Source organism: Streptomyces sp. NPDC007164, assembly GCF_040634135.1.
In the GTDB taxonomy this organism is placed as follows: Bacteria; Actinomycetota; Actinomycetes; order Streptomycetales; family Streptomycetaceae; genus Streptomyces; species Streptomyces sanglieri.
The window spans coordinates 96,295-120,126 of sequence record NZ_JBEYFB010000012.1; the positions used below are offsets into that span (position 1 = coordinate 96,295).

The following is a 23,832-nucleotide window of genomic DNA, read 5'->3' on the forward strand; positions in this document are numbered from 1 at the left end:
CGAGAAACACACGGCCGTGTGCCCGAGTGGTTCAGGGGCTCGACTGCAACTCGAGTTACACCGGTTCGAATCCGGTCACGGCCTCGAATGACCGAAACGGCTGTCCCTGCGGCAAAAGGGGCAGCCGTTTCCGCGCGTACGAAGGTCCGTACACCTACGAAAGTCAGTGACCAAGGAATTCAGGACCGGCCGCCCCTGGAATCCCCACACGCGCCCGGTCGAGCCCCGCGAGAACCGCGTCCACCGACTCCTGCACGGTCTGCCCGGACGTATCCAGCCAGAGCCCGATCCGAGGCGTCTCCTCCCGCAGCACCCGGTCCAGCGACTCCACCGTCCACCCGGCCCCGTAACCGCTCTTCCCCCGCCCGGCCTCCCGCTCGGCAACGGCCTGCGGCTCGGGAGCGAGCACGACGACGTACAGCGGCCGTGTCCGTACGAGTTCGACGTACGCGGCCAACTCCTCGCCCAGCACCACGTCCTGGACCACGGCGGTCCAGCCCTCACCCGCATACGCGTCGGCCGTCATCGCCGACAGCCGGTACCGGAGCCGGAGTTGAGCAGCAGCCTCCTCGTACGCCCCCGGCACCATCTCGGCCCGCCCGGAGACCACCATCCGCCGGAAGACATCCCCGCGCACATGAACGGACCGGGGCAACCGCTCGGCGAGGGCCTGGGCCACGGTCGACTTGCCGGAAGCCATTACCCCGGTGATGAGGACCACGGCGGGACCGGGATCAGTAGCCCGCAGCATGCTCACGGTCGGCCCGCCACTGCGCCGGCCAGGAAGGCGGTCCAGGCGACGGGGGCGACGGCGAGGGTGGGGAGGTCGACGACCTTGGAGTCACGGACGTGGACGGTGTGGGGGTAGGTGGCGACCTCTGTGCAGGCGCCGCCCTCGTTGTTGCTGCAGCTGGACTTGAACCAGGAGAGCTCGGGCCCGGTGGTCACAGTTGCCTCGCCTTCGTTTCGATGATCTCCGCCGACTCCCACGGAGTGAGCGCCTGGGCCCGCAGGATGCCAAAGAGGTCGAACATGTCACCGACCTGCTCCGGCTGTGAAATCAACCTATCGCTGCCCTGGCTCTCCGCGAAGACCAGATTGCGGCCTTCCGCCGTGCACATCAACTGCATCAGCCCGTTCAACCCCGCGTGCGCGTGCTGATCCGAGGGCATCACCTGCACCGTGAGGTGGTTCATCCGCCGCATGCACTCCAGCAGATGCGGCAACTGCTCCTCCAACACCTCGGCTCCGCCGAGCGTCCGTTCCAGGATCGACTTCTCGATGACGAACCCGACGTACGGCGGAGGCGTCCGTCACACGTCTGCAGACGCCGGACCGTTGGCGGGCGTCGTGACCGCAACCCGCACCGCGCCGGTGGTCGAGGCTGCGACCTGTGCGATCGTGCCCTCTTCGGGGTGGCGGGCGACGACGGCGGGGGTGCCCTCACGCGTCGGCACGTGGCGCACAATCCATCCCTCGCGCTGGAAGTACGCCTGCGCGCGTGCCAGGGCCCGTACTCTCACATCCTCCGGCAACGACTCCGTCGACCAGGCGTGATGAACCGACGCCCCGGCCTCGTCCCGGACCGTGCTGAGGCCTTCCCCTGGCCGCGTGGGCGCAGACCCGGCCCGCAGGACGTCGTAGACACGGCTGGAATGGCCGAGGGCCCGACGTCGGGCGGGATCGTCGGCCTGCGACTCCTCCAGGGCAACGGGGTCGGCCGCAGTCGACCCCGAGGACTTCCCCGGCGGGAGGAAGCAGGGTGATGTCACCTTGAGAGAGGCGAGGCCTTCGCCCTTGGCCCGATCCACGACGCCGGTCATGGCGTCCATCCAGAAATCGTCGGGCTCCGTGCGCATGTAGATCGCAGGAAAGGGGCCAGGCCAGTCGGCTTCGCCCGACGTGTTGTATTTGTGGCCTCGCTTCAGCCAGGCGTCCCGTGCCTGTCGCACGAGCTTCTGGGCCTCGCGCCCTGGAACACCGGTCAGTTTGTAGACCACGGTGACCTGCACGCGGTCGTCAGGGCCGTGGTCGTCCCGGGCGATGCAGGGGCCGACGGGCGCCGGGCCGATGCGCTCCAGTGTCGGTGCGGGGGACATCCCGTCCACCGCCTGGTGAATGATTTCCTCTGCCCGGTCGATCGCCTGCTGCTCGTTCATCGTGACCTGTTTCGGTGTCTTTCCGCCGGTTTCCAGTCCGCTCTCCTGCACCCCGCACGCGGTCACCGTGGCCGTCATGGCCAGCAGCGCGGCAGCCGGGAATATCCTGCGCAGATTCACGGCCGCCCTCCGGTAACGATCTTTGCCAGGCTGCCGAGGGGCTTTGCGTCCCAGTACTGGGAGTGCGCGGGCATCATCTCCCCGCCAGAGCCCGGCAGCTTTCCGTCGGGGACGTCGAAGACCACGCCGCCGAAGTCGTCGGAGACCGGGTCGGTTCCGTGAACGATCGAGTGGTCGTCGAAAAGCTCCATGTAGGCCTTCGGGTTGAGGGGTGCCAGGGGACCTGCCGGCGGCGGGGCGAGGTTGATGAGATCGTTCTTGGCTGTGGCCGCGAAGACATGGTCCGCCGGGATGTTCAGGTCCTTCGCGTGGTCCACGCCCACGCCCGGGCTACCCACCATGATCGCGTTGTCGACCGGCAGGTCTATATGGGAGCTCATCGTCTGGCCTGCCACCAGGGATCCATAGCTGTGCCCCAGGAGCGTCTGGTTCACATCGCGATGGTTGGCTTCCTCAATACCCTGAAGGAAATTGCCCAACGGCTCCTCGGCCTTGTCCGCCCACTCGGTCTCCATCGCATCGCTCGCGATGGCCTGCGGGGCGTCGTAGCCGAGCCACACGATCGAGGCCGTCGAATGAGCGAGATCCTGGCGCTCCGCCGCCAATTGGAGCGCCTCAGCCCTGCCGAGGTCTCCGTCAATGGACTCCAGCTTGGCAAACGTTCCGGGTACGTACGTCACCACGTTGTCGGCAGTGTCCGGATTTCCGATGGAGACAATGGCGCGCCCCATATTGTTGCCGTCAAATCCGAGCAGATAGGGGCGAGTGCTCTCGCTCGTGTAGCTGTCGAAACGCTTCTGGATGTCGTCCATGCCCTTGAAGCCGTTCTCGATCTGCTGTTTCTTCTCGTTCCACTCCTTCCACTCCTCGGTCGGGACCATCGCACCCTTCACCTCGCGACCCGTGAGGGGGCTGATGTAGGGCTTGTAGTGTTCCGGTTCCTTCTTGAGCCACGCGTCGTACTCCACTTGCTTGGCGCCGCGTTGTTCCGCAAGCACGGTGCGATTTGCTTCGTCGCGTACGTCGGAGGGGAGACCGTCGAGCGCTCCGATACTCGCGGGGTGCATGGAGACATAAGCTGCACGCTGCTCCTCGGACAGACCTTTCCACCAGTTGGCGTTGTCCTGGGGCCAGTCGTTCTTGGGCGGTGGCTTGATCGTGTCGAGATAGGCATCAGCCGCCCCGCGCACGCCCCCCGTATCCGACCTGACATCCGCCCAATCCCGGGCAGACACGGTCAGGTCGTCATCAGCCTTGAGGGCCCGTATTTTCGGTGCCCACTTCGTGTCCGCGTCCGTGGCTTCCTTGAGCGCGTCGGCGATCCGGTTCGCGTACCCCGTCGCCTTGCCGTAGTTCGGGTTCGGGTGGATGTTCGCCGCCTGGCGCTCCAGGGCATCGGAGGTCGGACTGCCTCCGACGCTTCCTGTCACCGTGCCGCCGTCAGCGACCTTCTCTTCGCCTGGCCTCCGGCCCGCCGGGTATGTGACCGAGCCGTCCCCATTCACCGTGCAGCCGTCCGCCTGGGCGTCCTCGATCGCCGCGTTCAGAGTCCGCTTGGCAGCCGCCATGTCATAGGCGAAGCCGTTGAGGGCCGTGCTGATCACGCCGCATTCGGTCAGGGTGTAGTGGAAGTTCTTCGCCAGGGCTTGAAGCTGCTTCTGTGACGCCTCCGCCGCCTCGCCCTCCAACGTCCCGCGCATGCCGGCGGCGACGGTGTTCTCGATGTGGTCCTTGGCTGCCTGGGCCACTTTGCCCATGGAGCGGTACCCGTCGGCGGCGTCCTCGAACTCGGAGGGCTTGAAGGCCTTGAGTGTGGCGTAGTCCATCCTGGTGTCACTGGCCCTTCGCCCGGCCGCCGATGGCGTCCGTGTCCGCGTACTTGACGTTCAGCTTCTGCATCTCGCCCTCGACCGCGCCATCGGTCGACAACAGGTCGTGGCCCACCTGTTCCAGAATCTTTTGGAGCGCGCCGCACCGCTCGCTGACCTTTTCGGCGTACCTCTTCCAGGAGTCGTACACGTCTTTCTGCGCGGCCGTGCTCAGACAACCCGTGGTTGCGCCGAGCCCTGCCTGGCTGTCCTCCAGTTGAGTCAGCGCGGTGCCAATGCTCCGGCGAAGCGAACCCACCCCTTCCCCAGCCGTGACCCAGGCCTTCTTGCTGGACTTCAGACCACCTGTTACGGCGCTGGGCCCAGTGGGTGGCTCCATCGGAACGTGGTTGATCCGCATCGCCACGGGCTGCCGATCGGTCAGCTCGGATTTGATCTGTTCCCACTCGTCCCACGCCATGCGCAGCCCCCGTTTACCCTTGCTGATCATTCCGGCCAAGAACACTACATCGCAGCGGCAGCACGCAGTCCGTATCTGTGCCTATACCCAGGGCGAGTTGGAGTCGGGGGGAGTGGCCGGTGGGGGTACGCATGACGGGTGCGTGGGCTGCGGGCACGGATGGGGATGTGGGGGCTGGAGCGGGTACGTGGCTGGGACGACGGCATGCCTTCGACGACGGACCCGAACGGCCAGGGCCGCGACCACTGCGCCGATCAGAGCGACGGCACCAATGCCGAGGCCGATCCAGAGACCGGTGTTGCTTCTGTCATCGGATGCGGGGGCTGCGGCGGCCTGCTTCTCGTCCTTCTTCTCCTGGCTTCCGGTTGCTCTGGAAGGTTCGGCGGAGGGGCTGGGGCTCTTGGCCGCCGCGAGGTCGGGAAGCGGGTACACGTCTGCCGGGCCGGGGGTGCCCGGGGTTTTGAGGGCGATGCGGGGGCGGACGATGCCGTAGCCGACGTAGTTGTTGCGCTTGGCGCCGCTGGTGGGGGCGCCGGCCGTGTTCAGCATGACGCGGAGGACCTGATTGTTGGTCCAGTCGGGGTGCTTGGCCCAGATGAGGGCGGCGGAGGCGGAGGCGATGGCGGTGGCATCGCTGGTTCCGCTCGTCTTGCACAGTTGGGTTCCGCCCGTGCAGGGATGGACCATGTCGATCCCGGGTGCTGTGAGGTCGATCTGCGGCCCGTGTTGGGACTCGTCGGTCTTCTTCGAGTCATGGCCGATGGCGCCTACGCCGACAACCCCGGGCGTCCCAGCCGGGTATTCGAGCAGGTTGGCTCCATCACCGCTGTTGCCGGCTGCCGCGAAGATCAGCGATCCATTGTCGAGCGCATACTTCACCGCATCTGTAAGCGCTTGCGAACCTGCCTGCGCACCCAGGGAAATGTTGATGACCTTTGCGCCGCGTTCCACCGCGTACCGAATCGCCACAGGAGCAACTCGATTGAACTTTGCGTCCCCCTCGGCCTGGGTTGCCCCTACTCCCGAATCGGGCATGCGGATCGGTAGGATCTTCGCTCCTGGCGCAAGACCGAAGGCGCCGTTCCCTCCGTTGCTCCGGCCCGTCCCCGCGATCAGGCCGGCCATGCTCGTACCGTGGCCGTCGTAGTCGGTGTGCTCATCACCCGCGACGTCCGACTCCAAGTTCCTTCCCTTGAGGACCCGCCCGGCCAGGTCCGGGTTCGCCGGGTCCACACCGGTATCGAGCACTGCAACGACAACGCCCTTGCCCGTACTCGTTTCCCACATGTCGTCTGCCTTCATGGCGTCGAGATGCCACTGCATGGAACGCGTGGAGTCAGCAAACGCGGGCACAACAGAACCGCCTACCAGGAGTAGGCCCAGCGCAGCCGCCAGCGCGGGTCGCCGTCGTGTCGGTCCTTCGTTCCTGATGCGCATCCAAGTCCCTCATGAGTTCCCTGCTGATCAGTCGATGACCGGCGGAACAACGCGTCGGCCGCCCTGCTGCCAGGTCTCATCGTCTTCGACCAGGTAGTCCGGCCGATCAACGTTCTCGTCCCGCCCTGTCCTGTGCGCCCCGGAGCCATTGCGCGTCGAGCCGCCCGAGGCTCCGCCCCTCACCAGACCGGAGCCCCCTGCAGTGAACGGGCGTGCAGACCCGCGACTCTGTTGTTGGCGACCGCCGACCGCGCCACCAGACTCCCCGGCCAGCCGGCGGCTGCTGCCGCCCGTGATCGGAGAGACTCCGGAACCGACTCCGCCGCCCATACCCGGGACACGCCCCATGGGCGCTGTGCCGCGGGGGCTCTCGTTGCCGATGACCGTTCCACGAGGGATTCCCACAGCAGAGCGTCCTGACTCCGGGGGTACAGCGCGGCCACCCGTGATCCCGTTGGGCCCGGGGGCACGGCCCACCGGACCGGGGCCCTGCGGAGTCACCCCCGGAGCAGACACTGACGGACGCGGCAAACCAGTCGTGCTGCCTCCTCCACTGGTGCTGCGCGGTGCTGAGCGGCTGCCATGAGGAGCGAGCGGAATGACGCCCGGCGTCAGCGAGGGAAGAATGTCAGGCCTGGGCCCGGTCTGCGGCACTACTGGATTCGCAACCGGTGAGGGCGGCGTATCCGGCAGCGCGGCCACTCCATCTATTTCCATGTCCACCGACCTGGAGACGGGGGGCGACATCGTGTGCGAGGTGGGATTCACGCTGCTGACAGGCGCGGTCACATCAACCATGGCTTCAGCGCGGTTTCCTGGTACACCGGGGTGCACCACACCACTGGAAGCGGATGTGGGCGTCGACCCTGGCGGAATTCGTCCATTCTGTCGTCCGTCGCGCCTATCAGCGCCTTGCAGTGCGATCGCCCCCGGCAATGCCGGAAACACCGGCTTCTCCAGAGACATCATCTGCGACGACGAGAGGGTGTACGTCTGCGACAGCCTCCGCATCTGCGCGGCCGCCTCTTCCCTGTTCCTCTTCCCCGACTCGATCAGCGTCTCCGCGGACTTCCTCGCCACATCCGAAGCATCCGGATCGTTCCGGGCAGCGAGAGCTGCCTCCAGGTTGGCCTGTGCACCCGCCTCGGTGCGGGGAATCGACGCCTGCGCCAATGCGATCGCGTTCGATGCCTCACCGAGCCACTTGGACACGCCTTCGCTGTAATCTCCCAGGCGCAGCGTCGCATTGGCCAAATCTGCACTCCATGTGCGGAACGCATCGGCCCCTTGGCCCTTCCACTCCACCCACTGCGGACGGACCTTCAGGTCCTCGGCGATCTTGCGGATCTCCGACGCCGCGCTCGAAAGACGATCCGCCGCGCCCTGGATCTCAGCGCTTTTGGCCGCGTCCAGCCACTCCAGCATCCGCTCGTGGCTCATGCTGTCGAAGGTCGGGCTCACGTCGCCGCCTCTTCCGTCCCCGTAGTCCCCGTCACGTGCCCGCGCCTCCGGACGTGTCCTCCGGCGGAGACGCCGTCCTCTCCGGTCGGCCCGAATGCCCGTCGTCCTGCTTCGCCGCTGCTGCCTGCTCGGCCTTGTGGCGGGCGCTCATGCCGTCCTGGATCGCGAGCATGCGGCCCCGGATGTCCAGGTCGACGTTCTCGTAGCCCTTATGAGCCCCGAGCACGGCGATGCTCATGCCCTCGATGGAGTCGGAGAGCAGCTGGGACAGCTCCTCCAGCTCCTTGATGACCTTGGAGTACGAGCCGTGCAGGGCGTCCGCCTCCGACCACTCGCCCTTGCCGCCGCCGAATCGTTCGCGCCCCATCGTGTCTTCGCCGACCTTCCCCGGGCCCGCCGGGGAAGTCTTGAGGTCGTGCAGGAGGACGTCGATGCGGTCGCGGAACTTCGTGAACGACGAGAGCTCGGTGACCAGTTCGCCCGCGACTCCCGGGGACACCGCCCCGGCGGCCCCCACCGCTCCGATGACGTGCCATGGGTGTGCCGGGGTTTCCGCCCCAGGACCGCTCTGCCCCACATCGCCCTCCCCCGTTCGGCGACAGCCGATCGGCGCGTCGGCCCTCGGCTTCACTGCTCACCCTAGTGAGCAGTGGTGAAACCGCGCACTTCCGGGTTGCGTCCGCAACCCGGATCACGCCATTCGTGCGGGGCTCAGGAGTTGGACGCCGCCACCGCTGCCTGGGGCCTGATGGGGAGGCGGTTGATCGGGCGGCCGGTGGCTGCTCGTACGGCGGCGGCCACTGCTGCCGGGGACGTCACCACGGGGACCGCCGAGGCGGGCTTGGCGCCGAAGGGGGCCACCACGTCGCGTTCCTCGACGAGTTTGACGATGCGGATCTCGGGGGCGTCCAGGGCGGTCGGGAGGGCGTAGCCGGTGAGGTCGGGGTGGCGGATCAGGCCGCGGGCGCTGCGGAGGTTCTCGGTGAGGGCGGCGCCGATGCCCTGGGTGATGCCGGCCTCGATACGGGTCGCCAGCTGGGACGGGTTGAGGACCCGGCCGACGTCCTGGGCGATCGCCATCTCCACGACCCGGACGGAGCCGAGCTCGATGTCCACGTCCACCACGGCGCGGATCGCGCAGAAGGCGAGGCCGACGAAGGCGTCGCCCTGGCCGGATTCGTCGAGGGGCTCGGTCGGGTGGGGGCGGCACTGGGCGGTGGCCCAGAGTTCCTTGCCGTCCATCGCCTCGGTGACCGTCGTGGACAGCACGCCGTCGTACGAGGTGATCTTGCCGTCGGCGATCTGCAGCAGTTCCGTGGACATGCCGAACTTGTGGGCCAGCGGCTGGAGGAGCTGGGTGCGGACCATCTTGGCGGCGCGTTCCACCGCTCCGGCCGAGACCCAGGTGTGGCGGCCGTGCGTGGCCGGCCCCGCCGGGGGCTGGTCGGTGTCGACGGACGCGACGTGGACCTCTTCGATGCCCAGGGTCTCCTGGACGACCTGGCGGGCGAGGGTCGAGAAGCCCTGGCCCGTCTCGACCGCCGCGCAGATGACCGTGGCGATGCCGTCGTGGACCCTGACGGTGGCCGTGGAGACCTCGTCGGCGCCTTCCGCGCCGAGCATGTGGACCATGCCGAGCGCGTAGCCGACCCCTCGGCGCACCGCACCGGGTTCGCCCGCGCCCTCGGGGCCGCCGGGGAGCAGCCAGTCGTCCTCCGGGGAGTCCTTGGGAAGTGCGGGGAGGGGGAAGTCCCTTACGGATTCCAGGAGTTCGGCCACCGGCGCCGGACAGGTCACCGTCTGGCCGGTGGGCAGGATGTCGCCGGTGGACAGGGCGTTGCGCAGGCGCAGTTCGGCCGGGTCGATGCCGAGCTTGGCGGCCAGCTTGTCCATCTGGCCCTCGTAAGCCGCGCAGACCTGCATCGCGCCCTCGCCCCGGACGTGTCCGGACGGCGGGTTGTTCGTACGGACCGCCCAGCCCTCGATGAAGGCGTGCGGGACGACGTACGGGCCGCAGGCGAACGCGACCGCGGCGGCCAGCGACTCGGACGAGGAGTCGGCGTACGCGCCCGCGTCGAGCAGGATCTGCGCCTCGACCTTCACCAGCCGGCCTTCGGCGTCCGCGTGGTGGCGGTAGCGCAGCAGAGTGGGATGCCGGTGGGAGTGGCCGAGGAAGGACTCCTCGCGGGTGGCTGCCAGCTTGACCGGGCAGCCGGTACGCAGGGCGAGCAGGCCGAGCGGGAGCTGAAACCCGGGCTCCTCGCGGTCGCCGGTGGCGCCGGGGACACCCGTGACGACGACCTTCACCCGGTCCGGTTCGAGGCCGAAGCAGGCGGCGGCGAGATCGCGGTCGGTGTGCGGGTCGGTGGAGGCGGTGTAGATCTCCACGCCACCGTCGGGGCGGGGCACGGCGAGCCCGGCCTCGGCGCCGATGGGGGCCGGGTCCTGGCGGCCGATGCGGTACAGGCCCTCGACCACGACCTCGCCGGTGGCCTCGGGGTCGCCGTACTGGAGCGGGATGTGGCGGATCAGGTTGCCGTCGGGGTGCAGCGGTTCGGCGGCGAAGGCCTTCTCCGGGTCGGTGACCGGTTCCAGGATCTCGTACTCGACGGCGATGGCCGCGGCGGCGAGCCTGGCCGTGTCCGGGTGGTCGGCGGCGACCGCGGCGATCGGCTCGCCGTGGTGGCGGACCAGGTCGGACGCGAAGACCGGACGGTCGACGACCCGGCGTCCGTACACGGTCTCCCCCGGGATCTCCTCGTGCGTGATGACGGCCCGTACCCCCGTCATCCCGACAGCGGCCGAGGTGTCGATGGACAGGATCCGGGCGTGCGGGTGCGGGGAGCGGAGGACGGCCGCCCAGAGCAGGCCCTCGGCCCAGAGGTCGGCGGCGTACGGGAAGGTGCCCTCGGTCTTGGCGCGCGCGTCGGCGGGGGGCAGCGAGACGCCGAGGCCGAGCGCGGGCGGCTCGGTGTCGGGGCCCTCGGCCGTCGGGTCGGTGCCCGTCTGGGTGGTGATCCGTGTGCTGGTCGCGTTGGCAGCGGTGGCTGCGTCGTTGCTCACGCCATGCCTCCGTCCTGCGGGTGGGGCTGCTGGACGCCACCGGCGCCGGGGGTCGCCTGGTGCGGGATACGGGCCTCGTCGGGCTCCGGGGACGTGGAGTCCGACGAGGCGGGATCGATGGGCGCCTCGCGGCCTGCGACGACCTCGTTGACGGCGTCGAGGACGCCGCGGTAGCCGGAACAGCGGCAGAGGTTTCCGCAGAGCGCCTGGCGCGTCTCCAGTTCGCTGGGGGCGTGATTGCCCTCCAGCAGGTCGTGGACGGTCATCGCCATGCCGGGGATGCAGAAGCCGCACTGGACGGCGCCGCACTTGGCCAGCGCGCGCTGGACGTCGGACGGCTCGCCGTCCACGGCCAGGCCCTCGACCGTACGGACCTCGCTGCCCGCCGCGGTCGCCGCCGGGACCAGGCAGGAGGCGACCAGTCGGCCGTCCACCTGGACGTTGCACGCGCCGCACTCGCCCTGCGAGCAGCCGTCCTTGGCGCCGGCGAGGCCGAGGCGCTCGCGCAGCACGTAGAGGAGCGACTCGCCGATCCAGGCGTCGGTGACGGGGCGGTCGGCGCCGTTCACGTGCAGGACGTAGGACGCGGCGGGGTGTTCGTCGGGAACGCCTGGCGGGCCGGATTCTTCCGGCTCGGGATCGGCCGACCGGGAATCGGCCGGTTGAGGATCTGCCGACCGGGGGTCTGCCTGCTGGGGGTCTTCCGGCTGAGGATCGGCCGGCTGAGGATCTGCCTGCTGGGATTCCTGGAGGGCTGCGTCAGGTGCGGTCACCGGCACCGGAGGTGCCGCGGTTTCGGGGGCCGCCGCCGTCTGCGGGTCCTCGGACTCGGGATCCAGCTCGGGCTTCGGCTTCGGCTCAGGTTCCGGCTCCGGCTTCGGCTCCGGCTGCGGTTCGTCCTCCGCCGGGTGCTCGGAGGCGGCTTCGGCAACGGTTCCGGAGGGCGCTTCCGGGGTGTGCGGGGCACCGGCACCATCCGGTACGGGGACGGCCTCGGCCGCCACGGCCGGTACCGCCTCGGGGGCGTGCGGGGTGTCCTCGTACGTTACGGACGACGCCTCGACCTGTGCCTGTACCTGGGCCTGGGCCTGCTCGGACTCGGCTCCCGGCGTGTACTCCGGCTCCCTGTCCGTCAGGAGTGCGGGATCGGCCGCGAGGTCCGCCCCGGCCTCGGGCACGGGCGCGGTCGCGGGCTCCGCGACGGGCTCCGGGGCCTGCTCCTGGACCGGTTCCTGCGTCGCCCACGGTGCGGGCGCGCCGCCCGGCAGCGTGGCCGGCGGGGTCCGGTCCCCGTACCACTGGGCGGCCAGGGCCGAGGCCGCGAACTCGCCCGACTCCTCCGGGATATCGCCATCCGCCACCGGAATCGTCCACTGGCCGGTGTGGCCGGTGTGACCCGTGGGGTCGGTGTGGCCACCGTGCTGCCCGGTGTGGTCGACGGGAGCGGCGGGGTCGGCGAGACCCTGCTGCCCCGCCCGGCCCGTGTGGATGCCGTACTCCGTGGACTCGGTGAAGTTCCACTGGCCCGTGGCCGCCGGGGTCTCCCGGTACTGCTCCTGCGCGTACGGATCGTGCGGGGTCTGCGGGCTCTGCGGCGCGTGCGGGGCCTGGGGCGCCTGCTGCGGGTACTCGTAGTCGTAGTCGTACGGGCCCTGCTGATGGTTCGGGGCCTGCTGATAGTTCGGGCCCTGCTGCTGGTTCGGGTCCGGCCAGTGCACCGCCCCGGGGGCCTGCTGCTCCGCCCCCGTACCCCGCTCCTGCTGACTCTGCGTCTGCACGATCCAGCTGCCCGTGGCCGACGGGTCGAGCCCGGCCGCCGGGGTCAGCGGCACGATCATCGGCGGCACGTATCCGTGGCCGGGCGCGGCCAGCGGGATGTCCGCCAGGTCCTCCGGCGGCAGATGGACGAAGGCGGTAGCCTCCGCGTCGTACTCGCCGCCCTGCGGTGTCGGCTGCCAGCCCCCGTGCCGCAGGTGCTCCTGCTGCCCGTGCTGATCGTGCTGATCGTTGTGGTCCTCGTTGCTCACGACAGTGCCCTCCCCAGCGCTCGTCGGGCCAGCGCGGCGACGGTCCGCCGCAGGTGCAGTACGGCGGGGGGCAGCGGTACCGCCTCGCCCCCGTCGGACGGTGGCTGGTCCGGGATGCAGGCCGCGGCGACGTACTCGCCGAAGGCGGCCAGCGCGTCGGGGGCCAAGCCCCGTTCACCGTCCCAGTCGATCAGGGAGGCGATCCAGCGTTCGGCCTCCAGCGGCCGCAGCGGCATCGGCGCGATGGCGCCGACCGCGCAGCGCACCCCGCGCCGGGCCGGGTCGAGGACGATCGCGACGGACGCGGTGGCGCGGCCGGGGCCGGTGCGGCCGGTGGCCTTCAGGAAGACCTGGGGGGCGTGCAGCAGCGGTACCCGGACGAAGCCGATGAGTTCGGCGGGTTCGAGCATGTCGCGGCCGGCCAGCAGGTGCGAGACCGGGATCTCGCGCCGGGCGCCGCCCGGACCCGCGATGACCAGCTCGGCCTCCAGCGCGGCGAGCACCGGCAGGGCGTCGCCGGTCGGGGCCGCGGTGGCGATGTTGCCGCCGAGCGTTCCGGCGTTACGGATCTGGGGCGGTCCGGCCGCGCGTGCCGACGCGGCCAGTGCGGGGATCAGGGCCGCGAAGTCGGGCCGTCCCATGCGTGCGTGGGTGAGGCCGGCGCCGAGCAGGGCGTGGCCGTCCTGGTAGTGCCAGCCGCGCAGTTCGCTGATCCGGCCGAGGCCGACCAGGCCCGAGGGGCGCAGCAGCCCCTTGTTGACGGCCGACATCAGGTCTGTTCCGCCCGCCACGGGAACGGCGGCAGGCATGGCTCCGAGCGCCGCCACGGCCTCGTCGAGCGAGGCCGGCAGCGTCACGGACTGCGTCGCCTGCGGTGCGTGCGTGGTCAACCCAGCTGCCCCTTCCCGGTGTCCCGGCTGTCCGGCTGTTTCGCCGTACGGTACGTGCTCAAAGCCTGGACGTGGCAACTCTGGCACATCTTCGGATCGGACCGACGCGAGGGTCCGCGAAGGGCGTATCCATCCCCGATCAGGGGAATGTTCCCGTTTCACCCTGCTTCGGCGCAGAGTGTGAATTGCAGTTCTTCGGTATGGCTCGTGGGTGATTGTTCTGTTCTGGCGCCCGAGTGCCGCGTTCCGTTCCGGCAGGGCGAGTTCCGGACAAAAAACCAGTCGGCCGGCCCGCTCCTCAGGAGTGGGCCGGCCGGCGACCGGGTGCGGCCGGGATCACACGTTCGGGGGCACCCCGTCGATGGGTCGTCCCAGCACTCCGGGTCGCTGCTGACGGGGCAGCGGGCCGGCCGGCGGCCGGTAGTCGACGCCGAGGGCGTCGAGCCGGGCGTAGTGCGTGGTCATTCGGTGCTCGAAGGCGGCGAAGTCCCGCTCGGCGGAGGCGGGCAGCGGCGACCAGGCGACCTCCGCGAACGCCGCGAGGCGCGGGAAGACCTGGTAGTCGACGCGGGCCCGGTTCTGCATCACCTCGGTCCAGACATTGGCCTGGGTGCCCAGGATGTGACGGGCCGCCTCCTCGGAGAGGCCCGCCGGTACGGGCTCGAAGCGGTAGACGTCCTCCAGGGTGCGGACGAAGCCGATGGGCATCGGCTCGTCGGGGCCGCCGTCCTGACGGTGGTCCAGGTACACGTGCTGCTCCGGGCACATGACGACATCGTGGCCTGCCTCGGCGGCGGCGATGCCTCCGCCGTAGCCCCGCCAGGACGACACGGCGGCGCCCGCCGGGAGGCCGCCCTCCAGGATCTCGTCCCAGCCGATCAGGCGGCGGCCGCGCGCGGTGAGCCAGGTGTCGAAGTGCCGGATGATCCAGGACTGCAGTTCGTCCTCGTTGGCCAGGCCGAATTCGTCGATCCGGGCCTGGGCGACCGGCGACTCCTTCCACTGGTCCTTGCGGCACTCGTCGCCGCCGATGTGGATGAACGGCGAGGTGGCGGCGGGGAAGAGGTCGAGCACCTCTTCGAGGACGCCCTCGAAGAAGCGCAGGGTGTTGTCGGTGGGGGTGAGTACGTTCGCGTTGATGCCCCAGGTGTCCCAGACGGAGAGGGCGGTGGTGTCGACGACGTCCGCGTTGCCCAGTTCGGGGTACGCGGCGATGGCGGCCTGCGAGTGGCCGGGGATGTCGATCTCGGGGACGACCCGGATGTGCCGCTCGGCGGCGTACGCGACGATCTCGCGGATGTCGTCCTGCGTGTAGTACCCGCCGTGCGGGGTCTCGTCCCACAGCTCGGAGGCCCGGTGGCCGTGCTTGGTGCGCGAGCGCCAGGAACCGACCTCGGTGAGCCGGGGGAAGCGCTTGATCTCGATGCGCCAGCCCTGGTCGTCGGTGAGGTGGAAGTGGAAGACGTTCAGCTTGTGCGCGGCGAGGAGGTCGAGATAGCGCAGCACGTCGTCCTTGGGCAGGAAGTGCCGTGCCACGTCGAGCATCATGCCGCGCCAGGGGAAGCGGGGGGCGTCCTCGATGTCCGCGACGGGGATCGCGCGCTGCGTGCCGGGGCTGACGGGTGCGCGGCGGAAGGCCTCGGGGCCCAGGAGCTGACGGAGGGTCTGCGCGCCCCAGAAGACCCCGGCGGGACTGCCTCCGGTGATCTCGACGCCGGTGCCGGTGCCGGTGCTCAGCCGGTAGCCCTCCGGTTCCAGCGCCGGGTCGATGCCCAGCCGGACGGTGTCAGTGGCGTGTTCGCCGCCCTCAGCAGCCGGCCGGGGGGCGAGCGGCAGGCCGAAGGCGGCGCCGAGCGTGGTGCGCAGCCAGCGTTCGGTGTTCTCCGTGCCGGGGGCCGCCGTGATGGTGGTGGACGGTCCGAACAGGAAGCCGCAGCGCCCTTCACCACCGGCGCGCACGGGCGCCGGGATCAGGTCGGGCGCCGGGACCGGGCCGGACGCCGGGACCGGGCCGGAGATCGGGTTGGGGGTCGGGGCCGTGTCCATGTCCATGGCGTCAGTCCTTTACCGCTCCGCCGAGTCCCGAGACCAGGCGGCGCTGTACGAGTACGAAGAAGACCAGAACGGGAATGGTCATCACCGTCGAGGCTGCCATGATCCCTCCCCAGTCGTTCTCATCGGGTTTGAAGAAGACCAGCAGCGCCATGGGGAGCGTCGACTGGGAGGTGTCGCTGATGATGAACGACTTCGCGAACAGGAAGTCGTTCCAGGTGGAGATGAACGAGAAGACGCTGGTCGCCACCAGGCCGGGGAAGACCAGCGGGAAGAGGATCTGCCACAGGAAGCGGGTGCGGCTCGCACCGTCCATGTAGGCGGCCTCCTCCAGTGCCTCCGGGACGGCCTTGACGAAGCCGCGCAGCATCCAGATCGCGAACGGCAGCGAGAAGGCCAGGTGCGGCAGGATCAGCGAACCGAGCGTGTTCAGCTGGCCGAAGTCCCGCATCAGGAAGAACAGCGGGATGGTCAGCGCCTCGACCGGCACCATCTGCGCGACCAGGAACATGATCAGCAGCGTGGTCCGGAAGCGGAACCTGAACCGGGTCACGGCCGTCGCCGCCAGGAAGGCGATCAGCGCGGAGGCGATGACGACCGTGCCGGCGACGAGCAGGCTGTTGAGGAAGTACCGCCCGAAGTCGTTCTGCTCGAAGACCAGGCGGAACGAGTCCAGGGACGGCGACAGCGTCCACGGACGGGGGTCGGTGGACTGGATCTCGCCCGCCGGTTTGAGCGCGGAGAGCACCATCCAGTACAGCGGGAAGGCGACCGCGGCGGCGATCAGCAGGGCCGCGGCCTCGGCGGCCAGCCGGCCGGGCCGGCGGACGCGCAGCATGCTCCGTGCGCTCACAGTTCCTCCCCCTGACGCCGCACCAGCCGCAGATAGACGAGCGTGACGGCCAGCAGGATCACCAGCATCACGACGCCGATCGCCGAGCCGAGGCTGTACTGCGAGGACGCGAACGCCTTCTGGTACGCGTACACGTTGAGCACCAGGTTCTGGCCGGCGATGCCGCCGCCGTTGGTCATGACGTAGATCTGGGTGAAGACCTTGAAGTCCCAGATGATCGACTGGATGGTGACGACGACGAGGATCGGCCGCAGCATCGGCGCCATGACGGACCGCCAGATCCGCCACTGCGAGGCGCCGTCCAGCGCGGCCGCCTCCAGCACCTCGGCGGGGATCGCCCGGATGCCCGCGTACACGGTCACCATCACGAACGGGAACGAGCACCACAGGACTTCCAGCAGCACCAGGGCGAAGGCGCTGTAGCGCCCGTACGTCCAGGAGAAGTCGCCGAGTCCCAGCACCCGGTTGACCGGGCCGAAGTCCGGGTCGAAGAGGAACACCCAGACGGTGGACCCGGTGATCGCCGGGGTCGCCCAGGCGCCGAGCGCGGCCATCATCAGGGCGAGCCGCGGCAGGGCGCGGATCCGGGTCAGCAGGACGGCGAGCGCGCAGCCGACGAGCAGGGTGGCCAGTACGCAGGCGGCGGCGAAGACCACGGTCGCCAGCAGCACCTGCCAGAACTGGCCGTCGCCGAAGAGGGCCGCGTAGTTCCCGAACCCCTGGAAGGTGGTCGGTTCACCGCCGCTGACCTGGGCCTGGGTGTACTCCAGGAAGGAGATCAGGCCGAGTTGGTAGATCGGGTAGACGAGCAGTCCGCCGAGCAGGACGAGTGCGGGCAGGAGGTAGAGCCAGGGGGTCCAGCCGGGGCGGCGCGCGGACGGGGCCGGGCGGCGGCGCCGGAGCGGACGCGGGGCGGCGCCGCCTGCTCCGGGCGCGCCGGGCGCTTTGTACGCCGTACTGTTCGCGGTCATGGTCAGCCCGCGTCGGCGAACGCGGCGTCCATCTTCTTCGCCGCGTCGTCCGCGGCCCCGGCCACCTCCTTACGGCCGCTGACGATCTCCTGGAACATCGTCGGCAGGATCAGCGAGGAGTCGATCTGGCCCCAGCCCGGCGAGGCCGGGACGAACTTGGCGCCCGCGCCGAGGGTCTTGACGAACGGCTCGACGAACGGTTCCTTCTTCGCGGCCGCGTCCCGTACGTCGGTGTAGGTCGGCAGGAAGCCCATCGCGTCGAACATCCTGGCCTGGGTCTGCTTGCCGGTCAGGGACTTCATCAGGTCGACGGCGAGGGTGCGGTGCGGGCTGCTCTTCAGTACGCCGATGTTGTTCCCGCCCGCGAACGCGGGGGCGACGGAGCCCTCGGCGATGCCGGGCAGCGGCACGACCGCGTACTTGCCCTTCACCGATCCGGCCTCGACGGCCGTGTGGCTGAAGTCGCCGCCGATCGCCATGGCGGCCTTGCCGGAGGCGAAGGCGGTGACGGTCGCGTTGCCGCCCATGGCCGCGCACTTGGCGGCCGGGCAGTTGTCGTCGCCGAAGAGCGAGGTGTAGGCCTCGATGCCCTTGCGGGCCTTGTCGCTGTTGATGGCCGCCTTGTACGTACCGCCGTTCTCGTCGGCGAGTTCGCCGCCGGCCGCCCAGATGAACGGCATCGCACCGTAGGTGTACGCGCCGCCGACCGCGAGCCCGTACAGATCCGGCTTCTTCTTGTGGATCTTCTTGGCGGTGGAGATCAGTTCGGCCTGGGTCTTGGGGGCCTGGATCCCCAGCTCCTCGAAGACGTCCGTGCGGTAGTACAGCGCCCGCACTCCGACGAAGAGCGGCGCTCCGTAGACCTTGCCGCCGACCGTCACGGACTGCTTGGCGGTCGGGTCGGTGTCCTTGGCCTCGTCCCAGGCGGCGAACTCGGCGCTCACGTCGGCGAGTCCGCCGTCCTTGACGTATCCGGCGGTGTCGGTGTTGCCGTACTCGATGAGGTCCGGGGCGCTCTTGGGGTCGTTGAACGCGGCCTTGATGCGCTGGGCGCGGGTGTCGACCGGTATGTACTCGACCTCGGCCTTCGCGTCCTTGTGGGCCTTCTCGAAGTCGGCGACCGCCGCGTCGACGACCTGTTCCTTGGGCTTGTTGCCGACCTCCTGGAAGAGCCAGACGCGCAGCGTGCCGGTCTTCTCGTCCCCCTTGGCTCCGGTGTCGGAGGTCTGCGGCGCACAGGCGGTGGCGGTGAGACCCGCCAGCACAAGCGCCGCGGCCGGGGCGGCAATTCGGGCAGACAGTTTCATCCGGGAACCCCTACCGATTGGCGTTGCAACATACGCAACGGGCGTTTCGTTCTGCACAACTGGCAGGAGAGTAGGTGCGCACGCAGACGCCGACAAGTGGTCTCTACCACTCTGTGACCCGGCGAAGCAGCCCGTACAACGCGAAGGGCCCCCGGGGCGCGTGTCGAACACGCGCCCCGGGGGCCCTCGCAATGGTCGCCGGACGGCTCCGGCCCGCTTCTCGCTACTTCTTGTCCTTGCCGCCCTTGCCCTTGTCCTTGTCGCCACCGGCGCCCATGGACTCGTAGATCTCCTTGCACATGGGACAGACCGGGTACTTCTTGGGGTCGCGCCCCGGCACCCAGACCTTCCCGCACAGCGCGACCACGGGGGTGCCCTCCAGGGCACTCGCCATGATCTTGTCCTTCTGGACGTAATGGGCGTAGCGCTCGTGGTCGCCGTCGCCGTTCGACACCTGCGGGGTCGGCTCTACGAGGGTGCCCGTACCTGCCCCGCGCTCGGGCTCAAGAGTGCTCATAACCGCCAAGGGTACCGACCGCCCGGAGCTTCAGTTCAGCGAAGGGTCGTCCGGATACGTGGCGATCATCGCCAGTTCGCTGCGCTGACGGCGCAGGACCGCGCGCCAGAGGTGCTCCGGGCGCGGGGAGGAGACGTCCCCGGGTTCGGACTCCACGACGTACCAGGCACCCTCGGTCAGTTCGGTCTCCAGCTGCCCGGGGCCCCAGCCCGCGTACCCGGCGAAGATCCGCAACGAGCCGAGCGCCGCGGCCAGCAGCTCCGGCGGCGCCTCCAGGTCCACCAGGCCGATCGCCCCGTACACCCGGCGCCAGCCGAGCGGACCCTCGTCGCCGGGGATCACGGCCACGCCGAGCGCCGAGTCGAGCGAGACCGGGCCGCCCTGGAACACGACGTCCGGCTCACCGGTCAGGCCGGCCCAGGGCGTGAGGATGTCACGGACACCGACCGGGGTCGGGCGGTTCAGGACCACGCCGAGTGAGCCCTCCTCGTCGTGGTCGAGAAGGAGCACCACCGCGCGGTCGAAATTCGGGTCCGCGAGCGCGGGTGTGGCCACGAGCAGTCGCCCTGTGAGCGAGGACACCTCGGTCATGGCAGAAATGATCCCGCATCTTCACCCGCCGCGGGGACCAAGTGGGCCGCCCGGTCACCGGCCGGGCCGGAGCGCAGCTCAGGGCGCACGGATGCACAGGGAGCGCGCGATCCGGAGGGCCTTGCGGACGGTAACCCTCCGCAAGACCCGGGGAGCAGAGCGTGTTGTGGCGGATTCATGACGTTCGTACACCCCCGGTTCTCTTACGGAATGGGGGTGGTCGGCCATTACTCTTTCGTTTGGCCCCCTGCCCGACCACTCCGGAACGCGAGATTCATGACCGGCACAGACGATGTCCTGCTTGTCCACGGCGGAACCCCGCTGGAGGGCGAGATCCGCGTCAGAGGCGCCAAGAACCTGGTGCCGAAGGCGATGGTCGCCGCGCTGCTCGGCAGCGGGCCCAGCCGGCTGCGCAACGTGCCCGACATCCGCGACGTGCGGGTGGTCCGGGGGCTGCTCCAGCTGCACGGCGTGACGGTCCGGCCCGGTGACGAACCGGGTGAGCTGATCCTGGACCCGACCCATGTGGAGAGCGCCAACGTCGCCGACATCGACGCCCACGCGGGCTCCTCGCGCATCCCGATCCTGTTCTGCGGCCCGCTGCTGCACCGGCTCGGCCACGCGTTCATCCCGGGGCTCGGCGGCTGCGACATCGGCGGCCGGCCGATCGACTTCCACTTCGACGTGCTGCGGCAGTTCGGCGCGACCATCGAGAAGCGGGCGGACGGGCAGTACCTGGAGGCCCCGCAGCGGCTGCGCGGCACGAAGATCCGGCTGCCGTACCCGTCGGTGGGCTCCACCGAGCAGGTACTGCTGACGGCCGTGCTGGCCGAGGGCGTCACCGAGCTGTCCAACGCGGCCGTGGAGCCGGAGATCGAGGACCTCATCTGCGTACTGCAGAAGATGGGCGCGATCATCTCGATGGACACCGACCGGACGATCCGGATCACCGGTGTCGACCGGCTGGACGGTTACACCCACCGGGCCATCCCGGACCGCCTGGAGGCGGCCTCCTGGGCGTCCGCGGCGCTGGCCACCGAGGGCAACATCTACGTACGGGGCGCACAGCAGCGCTCGATGATGACGTTCCTCAACACGTTCCGCCGGGTCGGCGGCGCCTTCGAGATCGACGACGAGGGCATCCGCTTCTGGCACCCGGGCGGCGCGCTGAACGCCATCGCCCTGGAGACGGACGTGCACCCCGGCTTCCAGACCGACTGGCAGCAGCCGCTGGTGGTGGCCCTGACGCAGGCCACGGGCCTGTCCATCGTCCACGAGACGGTGTACGAGTCCCGGCTCGGCTTCACCTCCGCGCTCAACCAGATGGGCGCGCACATCCAGCTCTACCGCGAGTGCCTGGGCGGCTCCGACTGCCGCTTCGGCCAGCGCAACTTCCTGCACTCGGCGGTCGTGTCCGGGCCGACCCGGCTGCAGGGCGCGGACCTGGTCATCCCGGACCTGCGCGGCGGGTTCTCGTACCTGATCGCCGCACTGGCGGCGCAGGGCACCTCGCGGGTGCACGGCATCGACCTGATCAACCGCGGCTACGAGAACTTCATGGACAAGCTGGAGAAGCTGGGCGCGAAGGTCGAGCTGCCGGGCGGGGCGCTGGTCTGAGACCGCGCGCCGGACGGCTGCTGACGGGGGTTCGGGGCGCTGCCCCGGGCCCCCGTTCCTCGTTTCCGGCCCCCCTGTTCCTCGCCGGCCGGGGCCCGGGGGCTCGATACCGGGCCACAGAGGCCCAGAACGGGGCCTCTCGGGCCGGTACACCGAAGGGCGGTCACCCTGGTGGGGTGACCGCCCTTCGTCGTGCCTGTGGGGCTTACTTGCCCTTGGCGGCTTCCTTGAGCTTGGAGCCCGCGGAGACCTTCACGCTGTAGCCGGCCGGGATGTTGATCGGGTCGCCGGTCTGCGGGTTACGAGCGGTGCGAGCGGCACGGTGGGTGCGCTCGAAGGTCAGGAAGCCGGGGATGGTGACCTTCTCGTCGCCCTTGGCGACGATCTCACCGACGGTCTCGGCGAGGGCGGCCAGAACGGCGTCGGCGTCCTTGCGAGTCACCTCGGCGCGGTCGGCCAGGGCGGCCACCAGCTCACTGCGGTTCATGTTGTTACTCCCGTGTTCTTCTTGCCTGTGAGGCGTGAGATCGAAGCCGATGCTGCCAGGGCCCTCGGACAGTCCCCGGACCCGGGTCTGTCTTCAGACCCTCGCGCCCGATTACGCATCCTGCCCCCACCTGCGGCGGTAACGCCAATCCGGCACCCTCCGGAGTCACCACGAAAAGCGCCACGGCCTCTTCGTGGTGACGTTCCGTCGACTCCCCGAAAGCGTTCCGCAGCGAATGCGGGGCTCGGCGGGACGCGCCGCCCGCCCACCCTAAAGGGGCGTTTGGGGCGTCGCGACCCGCGACGCGCCGTAGGCCGGGCCGACGTGAGCCGGACCGGCGTGGGGCACCGCGGGCGCGGCCGGCATCGGCGGGGGTCGTGCCGGGTCGTGCCGGGTCGTGCCGGGTCGTGCCGGGTCGTGCCGGGTCGTGCCGGGTCGTGCCGGGTCGTGCCGGGTCGTGCCGGAGGATACGGGGTCAGCCGAGGTCGCCCGCGGCCGGGCCGGTGCCGGCGGCCGCCTTCGCGGCGTCCCGGACGGCTCCGGCGACCGCGCCCGCGACCCGGTCGTTGAAGACCGACGGGATGATGTAGTTCGCGTTCAGCTCGTCCTCGGCGACCACGTCGGCGAGGGCGCCCGCCGCGGCGAGCATCATCTCCGTGTTGACGGTGCGGGACTGGGCGTCCAGCAGACCGCGGAAGACACCCGGGAAGACCAGCACGTTGTTGATCTGGTTCGGGAAGTCGGAGCGCCCGGTGGCGACAACTGCCGCCGTCTGGCGAGCGATTGCCGGGTCGACCTCGGGGTCCGGGTTCGCGAGCGCGAACACGATCGCACCCTCGGCCATGGCCGCGACGTCGTCGCCGTCCAGCACGTTCGGGGCGGAGACGCCGATGAAGACGTCGGCGCCCACGACCGCCTGCTTGAGGGTGCCGGTGACGGACTCCGGGTTGGTGTTGTCGGCGATCCAGCGCAGCGGCGAGTCGGCCTCGGCGGAGACGAGGTCCTCGCGGCCGGCGTGCACCACGCCGTGGATGTCGGCGACGACGGCGTGCTTGACGCCCGCGGCGATGAGGAGCTTCAGGATGGCCGTACCGGCCGCTCCGGCGCCGGACATGACGACGCGTACGTCCCCGATCCCCTTGCCCACCACGCGGAGCGCGTTGGTCAGCGCGGCCAGCACGACGATCGCGGTGCCGTGCTGGTCGTCGTGGAAGACCGGGATGTCCAGGGCCTCGCGCAGCCGCGCCTCGATCTCGAAGCAGCGGGGTGCGGAGATGTCCTCCAGGTTGATGCCCGCGAAGCCGGGGGCGATCGCACGGACGATGGCGACGATCTCGTCGGTGTTCTGGGTGTCCAGGCAGATCGGCCAGGCATCGATGTCGGCGAACCGCTTGAAGAGGGCCGCCTTGCCCTCCATGACCGGCATGGCGGCCATCGGGCCGATGTTGCCGAGGCCGAGCACGGCGGAGCCGTCGGTCACGACCGCAACGGTGTTGCGCTTGATGGTGAGGCGGCGGGCGTCCTCGGGGTTCTCGGCGATCGCCATGCAGACCCGGGCCACGCCCGGGGTGTAGATCATCGAGAGGTCGTCACGGTTGCGGATGGGGTGCTTGGACGCCATCTCGATCTTGCCGCCGAGGTGCATCAGGAACGTACGGTCGGAGACCTTGCCGAGGACGACGCCCTCGATGCCGCGCAGGCCCTCGACGATCTCGTCGGCGTGCGAGGTGGAGGTGGCCGCGATGGTGACGTCGATCCGGAGCTTCTCGTGACCGGAGGCGGTCACGTCGAGGCCGGTGACCGAACCGCCGGAGGACTCCACGGCCGTGGTGAGCTGGGAGACCGCTGTGCCGCTCGCGGGCACCTCCAGCCTGACCGTCATCGAGTACGAGACGCTGGGCGCCGTTGCCATGGCCGAGTCCTTCGCTTTCCTTAGCTTCTTTGCCGCGCGACCGGGGCGCTCGCCTCGGACACGCTTCCCGATCGTCGCA

At 69.9% G+C, this 23,832-nt stretch carries 20 protein-coding genes, 1 tRNA gene and 1 pseudogene; 2 read left to right on the top strand and 20 right to left on the bottom strand.

Annotation, left to right across the window (positions count from 1 at the left end):
- Nucleotides 1–12: 12 nt before the first annotated feature.
- A tRNA-Cys gene (locus tag ABZ622_RS17955) sits at nt 13–84 on the top strand.
- 79 nt (nt 85–163) lie between these two features.
- Here ABZ622_RS17955 and ABZ622_RS17960 read toward each other — a convergent pair.
- The 18 genes and pseudogenes from ABZ622_RS17960 to ABZ622_RS18045 form a co-directional block, all read right to left on the bottom strand.
- Nucleotides 164–751, bottom strand: coding sequence for an AAA family ATPase (locus ABZ622_RS17960; protein ID WP_360544281.1), 588 nt, complete (start codon nt 749–751; stop codon nt 164–166).
- 2 nt (nt 752–753) lie between these two features.
- Nucleotides 754–948 (bottom strand): DUF397 domain-containing protein, encoded by a 195-nt coding sequence (locus ABZ622_RS17965; protein ID WP_360544136.1) that lies wholly within the window; start codon nt 946–948, stop codon nt 754–756.
- A pseudogene (locus ABZ622_RS17970) lies at nt 945–1,298 on the bottom strand (Scr1 family TA system antitoxin-like transcriptional regulator); the annotation flags it as partial. The gene ABZ622_RS17965 and the pseudogene ABZ622_RS17970, both read right to left, overlap by 4 nt.
- Nucleotides 1,299–1,313: 15 nt before the next feature.
- On the bottom strand, nt 1,314–2,279 hold the full coding sequence (locus ABZ622_RS17975; protein WP_360544138.1) for a hypothetical protein: 966 nt from the start codon (nt 2,277–2,279) through the stop codon (nt 1,314–1,316).
- A complete protein-coding gene (locus ABZ622_RS17980; RefSeq protein WP_360544140.1) occupies nt 2,276–4,105 on the bottom strand; it encodes an alpha/beta hydrolase in 1,830 nt (609 codons plus the stop codon). Before ABZ622_RS17980 ends, ABZ622_RS17975 begins: the two co-directional genes overlap by 4 nt.
- Nucleotides 4,106–4,112: 7 nt before the next feature.
- Entirely contained in the window at nt 4,113–4,598 is a 486-nt protein-coding gene (locus ABZ622_RS17985) for a hypothetical protein (RefSeq protein ID WP_360544142.1), read from the bottom strand.
- Between the two features lie 51 nt (nt 4,599–4,649).
- Nucleotides 4,650–5,891 carry a type VII secretion-associated serine protease mycosin gene (gene mycP / locus ABZ622_RS17990; protein WP_360544144.1) on the bottom strand — a complete coding sequence of 414 codons (1,242 nt, stop codon included), beginning with the start codon at nt 5,889–5,891 and terminating at the stop codon, nt 4,650–4,652.
- 141 nt (nt 5,892–6,032) lie between these two features.
- Nucleotides 6,033–7,466 (bottom strand): hypothetical protein, encoded by a 1,434-nt coding sequence (locus tag ABZ622_RS17995; protein ID WP_360544146.1) that lies wholly within the window; start codon nt 7,464–7,466, stop codon nt 6,033–6,035.
- A gap of 31 nt (nt 7,467–7,497) precedes the next feature.
- Nucleotides 7,498–8,043: a hypothetical protein gene (locus ABZ622_RS18000; RefSeq protein ID WP_360544148.1), complete on the bottom strand. Its 546-nt coding sequence runs from the start codon at nt 8,041–8,043 to the stop codon at nt 7,498–7,500.
- 134 nt (nt 8,044–8,177) lie between these two features.
- Nucleotides 8,178–10,529: a xanthine dehydrogenase family protein molybdopterin-binding subunit gene (locus tag ABZ622_RS18005; RefSeq protein WP_360544150.1), complete on the bottom strand. Its 2,352-nt coding sequence runs from the start codon at nt 10,527–10,529 to the stop codon at nt 8,178–8,180.
- Nucleotides 10,526–12,556 (bottom strand): 2Fe-2S iron-sulfur cluster-binding protein, encoded by a 2,031-nt coding sequence (locus ABZ622_RS18010; RefSeq protein ID WP_360544152.1) that lies wholly within the window; start codon nt 12,554–12,556, stop codon nt 10,526–10,528. The genes ABZ622_RS18005 and ABZ622_RS18010 overlap by 4 nt, the downstream gene beginning before the upstream one ends.
- A complete protein-coding gene (locus ABZ622_RS18015; RefSeq protein ID WP_124723254.1) occupies nt 12,553–13,446 on the bottom strand; it encodes an FAD binding domain-containing protein in 894 nt (297 codons plus the stop codon). Before ABZ622_RS18015 ends, ABZ622_RS18010 begins: the two co-directional genes overlap by 4 nt.
- Nucleotides 13,447–13,782: 336 nt before the next feature.
- On the bottom strand, nt 13,783–15,498 hold the full coding sequence (locus ABZ622_RS18020) for a beta-N-acetylhexosaminidase (protein ID WP_360544154.1): 1,716 nt from the start codon (nt 15,496–15,498) through the stop codon (nt 13,783–13,785).
- A gap of 4 nt (nt 15,499–15,502) precedes the next feature.
- The gene (locus ABZ622_RS18025; RefSeq protein WP_360544156.1) at nt 15,503–16,351 is read right to left on the bottom strand and encodes a carbohydrate ABC transporter permease; all 849 of its coding nucleotides are present in this window, start codon (nt 16,349–16,351) and stop codon (nt 15,503–15,505) included.
- Nucleotides 16,348–17,322, bottom strand: a complete 975-nt coding sequence (locus tag ABZ622_RS18030) for a sugar ABC transporter permease (protein WP_360544158.1) — start codon at nt 17,320–17,322, stop codon at nt 16,348–16,350. Before ABZ622_RS18030 ends, ABZ622_RS18025 begins: the two co-directional genes overlap by 4 nt.
- A gap of 2 nt (nt 17,323–17,324) precedes the next feature.
- On the bottom strand, nt 17,325–18,629 hold the full coding sequence (locus tag ABZ622_RS18035; protein WP_360544160.1) for an extracellular solute-binding protein: 1,305 nt from the start codon (nt 18,627–18,629) through the stop codon (nt 17,325–17,327).
- Between the two features lie 223 nt (nt 18,630–18,852).
- Nucleotides 18,853–19,146, bottom strand: coding sequence for a DUF3039 domain-containing protein (locus tag ABZ622_RS18040; RefSeq protein ID WP_072484142.1), 294 nt, complete (start codon nt 19,144–19,146; stop codon nt 18,853–18,855).
- 30 nt (nt 19,147–19,176) lie between these two features.
- Nucleotides 19,177–19,737 carry a YqgE/AlgH family protein gene (locus tag ABZ622_RS18045; RefSeq protein WP_266915542.1) on the bottom strand — a complete coding sequence of 187 codons (561 nt, stop codon included), beginning with the start codon at nt 19,735–19,737 and terminating at the stop codon, nt 19,177–19,179.
- A 276-nt stretch (nt 19,738–20,013) separates the two neighbouring features.
- Here ABZ622_RS18045 and murA point away from each other — a divergent pair, with 276 nt between their 5' ends.
- Nucleotides 20,014–21,354: a UDP-N-acetylglucosamine 1-carboxyvinyltransferase gene (murA, locus tag ABZ622_RS18050; RefSeq protein ID WP_124723249.1), complete on the top strand. Its 1,341-nt coding sequence runs from the start codon at nt 20,014–20,016 to the stop codon at nt 21,352–21,354.
- 205 nt (nt 21,355–21,559) lie between these two features.
- Here murA and ABZ622_RS18055 read toward each other — a convergent pair whose 3' ends face one another.
- Both ABZ622_RS18055 and ABZ622_RS18060 read right to left on the bottom strand, forming a co-directional pair.
- Nucleotides 21,560–21,841: an HU family DNA-binding protein gene (locus tag ABZ622_RS18055; protein ID WP_003968811.1), complete on the bottom strand. Its 282-nt coding sequence runs from the start codon at nt 21,839–21,841 to the stop codon at nt 21,560–21,562.
- 475 nt (nt 21,842–22,316) lie between these two features.
- Nucleotides 22,317–23,753, bottom strand: coding sequence for an NAD-dependent malic enzyme (locus tag ABZ622_RS18060; protein ID WP_360544163.1), 1,437 nt, complete (start codon nt 23,751–23,753; stop codon nt 22,317–22,319).
- Nucleotides 23,754–23,832 lie beyond the last annotated feature (79 nt).

Excerpts from the sequence above, each read along its gene's own strand:
- ABZ622_RS17960 (WP_360544281.1), bottom strand. The coding sequence starts at position 751 with ATGCTGCGGGCTACTGATCCCGGTCCCGCCGTGGTCCTCATCACCGGG.
- ABZ622_RS17980 (WP_360544140.1), bottom strand. The coding sequence starts at position 4,105 with ATGGACTACGCCACACTCAAGGCCTTCAAGCCCTCCGAGTTCGAGGAC.
- ABZ622_RS17985 (WP_360544142.1), bottom strand. The coding sequence starts at position 4,598 with ATGATCAGCAAGGGTAAACGGGGGCTGCGCATGGCGTGGGACGAGTGG.
- mycP (WP_360544144.1), bottom strand. The coding sequence starts at position 5,891 with ATGCAGTGGCATCTCGACGCCATGAAGGCAGACGACATGTGGGAAACG.
- ABZ622_RS18020 (WP_360544154.1), bottom strand. The coding sequence starts at position 15,498 with ATGGACATGGACACGGCCCCGACCCCCAACCCGATCTCCGGCCCGGTC.
- ABZ622_RS18030 (WP_360544158.1), bottom strand. The coding sequence starts at position 17,322 with ATGACCGCGAACAGTACGGCGTACAAAGCGCCCGGCGCGCCCGGAGCA.
- ABZ622_RS18035 (WP_360544160.1), bottom strand. The coding sequence starts at position 18,629 with ATGAAACTGTCTGCCCGAATTGCCGCCCCGGCCGCGGCGCTTGTGCTG.
- ABZ622_RS18040 (WP_072484142.1), bottom strand. The coding sequence starts at position 19,146 with ATGAGCACTCTTGAGCCCGAGCGCGGGGCAGGTACGGGCACCCTCGTA.
- ABZ622_RS18045 (WP_266915542.1), bottom strand. The coding sequence starts at position 19,737 with ATGACCGAGGTGTCCTCGCTCACAGGGCGACTGCTCGTGGCCACACCC.
- murA (WP_124723249.1), top strand. The coding sequence starts at position 20,014 with ATGACCGGCACAGACGATGTCCTGCTTGTCCACGGCGGAACCCCGCTG.
- ABZ622_RS18055 (WP_003968811.1), bottom strand. The coding sequence starts at position 21,841 with ATGAACCGCAGTGAGCTGGTGGCCGCCCTGGCCGACCGCGCCGAGGTG.
- ABZ622_RS18060 (WP_360544163.1), bottom strand. The coding sequence starts at position 23,753 with ATGGCAACGGCGCCCAGCGTCTCGTACTCGATGACGGTCAGGCTGGAG.